General features: G+C 70.4%; 1 protein-coding gene. It reads right to left on the bottom strand.

Features of this window, described 5'->3' with window-relative positions:
• Nucleotides 1-4533 (bottom strand): condensation domain-containing protein (locus ACWDUD_RS30450; RefSeq protein WP_450111753.1); only part of this gene is annotated, 4533 nt, incomplete at its 3' end.
• Nucleotides 4534-4632 lie beyond the last annotated feature (99 nt).

Below are 4632 nucleotides of genomic sequence, written 5' to 3'. Positions count from 1 at the left end.
CCCACCCGCAGTGAACGGATCGGCGACGAACCGCGACGCGGTCAACCCCATCCGCGCGTGATAGCCCCGCGCCAACTGCACCCCACCGAGATACAGCTCACCCACCACACCGACCGGCACCGGACGCAACCACCCGTCCAACACCACTACCGACGTATTGGCCACCGGCAACCCGATCGGCACCGACGACCCCGCCGACCGCACCCCGGCCCGCCACGACGTCACCTCCACCGCAGCCTCCGCCGGACCATAGGTGTTCCACACCGGCACCGACCACGACGCCGACACCCGATCGACCACCGACCAGGTCAACTCCTCACCACCGGCCGACAGATACCGCAACCGCGACCCCGCCAGCGACACCCCCGACTCCACCATCGCCGACATCACCGTCGGCACCAACTCCACGAACACCGCACCCGAGGAGACGATCCGCCGACCCAGATACTCCAGATCCCGCTCACCACCCTCACGGATCAACTCACACCGCGCCCCCACCAACACCGGCCACAACACCTCCGGCACCGCCGGATCGAAACTCGGCGACGTCTTCTGCAACACCACCTCACCGACCCCCACCGGGAACTCCGACTGCCGCCACCGCACCAGATTCACGATCGCCTCGTGCGAGACCACGATCCCCTTCGGCCGCCCCGTCGACCCCGACGTATAGATCACATACGCCGCCGACCCCGGCACCACCGACACCCCCGCCGCCGGCACCCCCGACCCCGACGCCCGCGACCACTCCGGCGCATCCACCAACACCACCGACGCACCCGACGCCGACAACACCGACGAAAAACGCTCCGCCACAGCCGAAGACGTCACCACGACCACCGGATCGGCATCCGAGACCATGAACTCCACCCGCTCGACCGGATACCCCACATCCACCGGAACGAACGCACCACCGGCACACACCACCGCCCACGACGCCACCACCGACTCCACCGACCGCGGCAACAACACCACCACCCGCGACTCGGCCGACACCCCCAGCCCGGCCAACACCCCCGCAGCCCCGAACACCCGCTCCCCCAACCGAGCGAACGACACCTCACCACCGTCATCCGACGACACCGCCACCGCATCACCGAACGCGGCCACCGCCTCGGCGAACAACACCGGCAACACCGACGAACACCCCACACCCGGACCCAACGGCAACGACCCCACCGCCGACACATCCGACACCACCGACACCGCCGCCTCCACCGACGACAACACCGACACCCCACCAACCCGCACACCCACATCCACCGCACACTGCGCCAGCACGGCACGCACGGCCTCGGCCGCCCGGACCGCGACGGATTCGTCGACGAGCGTGGGCAGGTAGGCGACCTCGACCGCGATCTCGTCGCCCGGGGTGACCTCGAGGGTCATCGGGTATTGCGTGGAGTCGCGCCCGCTCAGACCGGCCAGGCTCAGCGCGTCGTCGTCGAGCATCGCGGTGAGCGCGGACTCGTCCATGGGGTACGACTCGAACACCACCAGCGTGTCGAACAGGCGCTGCTGCCCGGCGATGCGGTGCAGTTCGGTGAGCGACACGTGATGGTGGTCGAGCACCGACACCTGCTGCTCCTGCACGCGGACCAGGGCGTCTTCGAGCCGGTCGGCCGGGTCGAGTTCGACGACGACCGGAATCGTGTTGATGAACAGGCCGATTGCGGATTCGACGCCGTCGACCTGGGACGGGCGACCGGAGACGGTGGCACCGAAGACGACGGTGGACTGCCCGGTCTGCTGCGCGAGCGCCATCGCCCACGCAACCTGCGCGACCGTCGCCACGGTGACACCGCACGCGCGGGCCGCGGCGACGACACCGGCGCTGGTCTCGGCGTCGAGGGTGACGGGCACCGTCTGCGGGAACTCGGCGACCGAGACGCGCTCGGCCGGCGCGACCAGCGTCGGACCCTCGACGGGGGCGAGCACCTGCTGCCACGCAGCGCGGGTCGCCTCCGGTTCCTGCCGGGCCAGCCAGGTCAGGAAGTTGCGGTAGCCGTCGCGGTCGGCGGTCGTGGACGAGGTGCCGCCGCGGTAGTTCTCGAGCAGTTCGGCCACGAGCAGCGGAGTCGACCAGCCGTCGATCACCGCGTGGTGTTCGGTCACCACCAGGCGATGCCGCTCCGGGGCGAGGACGACGAGCGCGCACCGCAGCAGCGGCGGCACGGCAGGATCGAACCGGGTGTCGCGCTCCGCGTCGGCGACCCGGTCGGCGGCGGCGTCCGGATCCACGTCGCCCGTCACGTCGATCACCTGCCACGGCATCGGAACGGACGCGGGCACGACACTGCGATACGTGCCGTCCGCGTCGGTCACGAAGGCGGCCCGCAGGTTCGGGTGCGCGTCGAGCAGCGCCTGTGCGGCACGGTGGAGCCGGTCGCGGTCGAGCGGTCCGGTGAATTCGAAGGCGACCTGCCCGACGTAGACGTCGACGGCGTCCGAGTCGGCGTGCAGCTGTGATTCGAAGATCAGGCCCTGCTGCAGACCGGTCATGGGCAGCACGTCGGTGAGCTCGCCGAATCGCTGCTCCCACGCGCACACGTCGGCCTGCGAGACGCCGGTGTCGAGGAAGTCACCCGGTGTGTGCCGGACGGTCGGCACGATCTCGGCGTGCCGGGCGAGCGCAGTGGCCGCCTCCACCCAGGCTTTGCCCAGGGTGCGGGCCTGATCTTCGGTGAGGATGCCGGTGGCGTAGGTCAGGCGGGCCTGCAACCGGGGACCGTCCGGACCGTCGACGGTGACGGCGTTGATGTCCACGGCAGTCGCGGCGGGCATCTCCGGGCGGGTGTGCCCGAGGAGCCCTGCGAATCCCGGCAGTGCCGACCAGTCCCGGGCCTCCCCGCTGTCGGCGGCGAACCGGCCCAGGTAGTTGAACCCGATCTGCGGGCGAGCGCAGCGGGCGAGCACGTCCTCCCCGACCGGGTCGAGGTACCGGGCGAGGCCGTGATCGATCCCGTCGGCGGCAGCGGCACGCAACTGTTCCTTGACGGTACGCACGAGCGCATCGGTGTCGAATCCGTCTGCACCGGTTTCGATTCCGGTGAGATCGAGCCGGACGGGGTACATCGCGGTGAACCAGCCGACCGTGCGGGACAGATCGGCGCCGGAGACGAGTTCGTGTGCGCGACCGTGCGTTTCGCGGGCGACGAGAACACTGTCGGTCGCGGTGCCACGGCCCCGGTGCCAGTTCACGACGGCGGCGGCCAGCGCCGCGTAGAGCCCGTCGTCGACACTACCGGCGTACACCCGCGGCAGGGTCGACAGCAGCGAACGGGTGGTCGCGACGTCCAGTTCGACGGTGACGTCCGCGGTGGACGCGTGGGTGTCGAGTGCCGGATCGAAGTCGCGGCTTCCGATCGGCGGCTCGAAGTCCCCGATCCGGGCGGCGAAGGACCGGGCACGGGCCTCGGTGTCGCCGGTGCGCGCCCGCTCGGCCAGCGCGGTGTTCCAGGTGCGGACGGACGTCGGCACCGGGTCGAGTTCCTCACGGTTCCAGCGTGCGGCCAGATCTTCGAGCAGGACGCGCCAGGACACGCCGTCGACGACGAGATGGTGTGCGGCGATCAGCAGTGCGCCGCGCTCGTCCGGCGCGACAGGAGCCAGGAACACCGTCTGCACCATCACACCGGCCGCAGGATCGAGACGCGCTGCGGCAGAAGCGAGTTCGGCTCGCACCTGCGCGTCCCGATCGGTGCCGGTTGCGACCTCGCGCACCAGGGCGTCGAGATCGAGCGTCGTCTCGCGGGGCACGTCGAGTGCGTCGGGCGTGCCGTCACCGTCGGTGTCGACGAGGCGCGCACGGAGGATGTCGTGGTGCGCAATCACATCCGCGAGAGCCGCGGCGAGGGCGCCGCGATCGGCTCCGACCGGCGTGTGCACGACGGTGGCCTGGCAGTAGTTCTCGTAGTGGCCGTCACGGATCGTCGCGGTCGCGAGCGGCGTCAGCGGCACGAGTCCGGTGCCGTCGTCCGAGATCGCGGGGGCATCGTCGAGCGTGCGGGCCGACGCGGCCAGGGCCGCGACGGTGCGATGGGTGAACAGATCCCTTGCGGTGACCGCGATTCCGGCGCGCCGTGCGCGCGAGACGACCTGCAGGGACATGATGGAGTCGCCGCCGAGATGGAAGAAGTCGTCGTCGACACCCACCCCCACCACACCGAGCACGTCCACGAACACCGAGCACAACACCCGCTCGGCCACCGACACCGGCTCCCGGCCGGCACCGGCCGAGGCCACCTCCGGCTCCGGCAACGCCGCCCGATCCAACTTCCCGTTCACCGTCACCGGCAACGACTCGAGCACCGTCACCGTCGACGGCACCATGTACTCCGGCAACACCTCACCGGCCGCCGCCCGCAACTCCTCCGCCGCCGCCTCCACCAGCAACGTCACATACGCCGCCAGATACGACTCCGACCGACCCGGCCGCTGCCGCACCACCACCGCCGCGGACCCCACCTGCGGCAACGACTCGAACACCGCCCGGATCTCGTCGACCTCGATGCGCTGGCCGCGGATCTTCACCTGAAAATCCGACCGACCCACATACTCCAACCCACCCGACGGCAACCACCGCACCAGATCCCCCGTCCGATACAACCGCCCACCCGCAGTGAACGGATC

The sequence above is a fragment of the Rhodococcus sp. NPDC003382 genome (genome assembly GCF_053589135.1).
The sequence above is the reverse complement of the archived record's forward strand: the minus strand, read 5'-3'. Positions and strand labels throughout refer to the sequence as shown.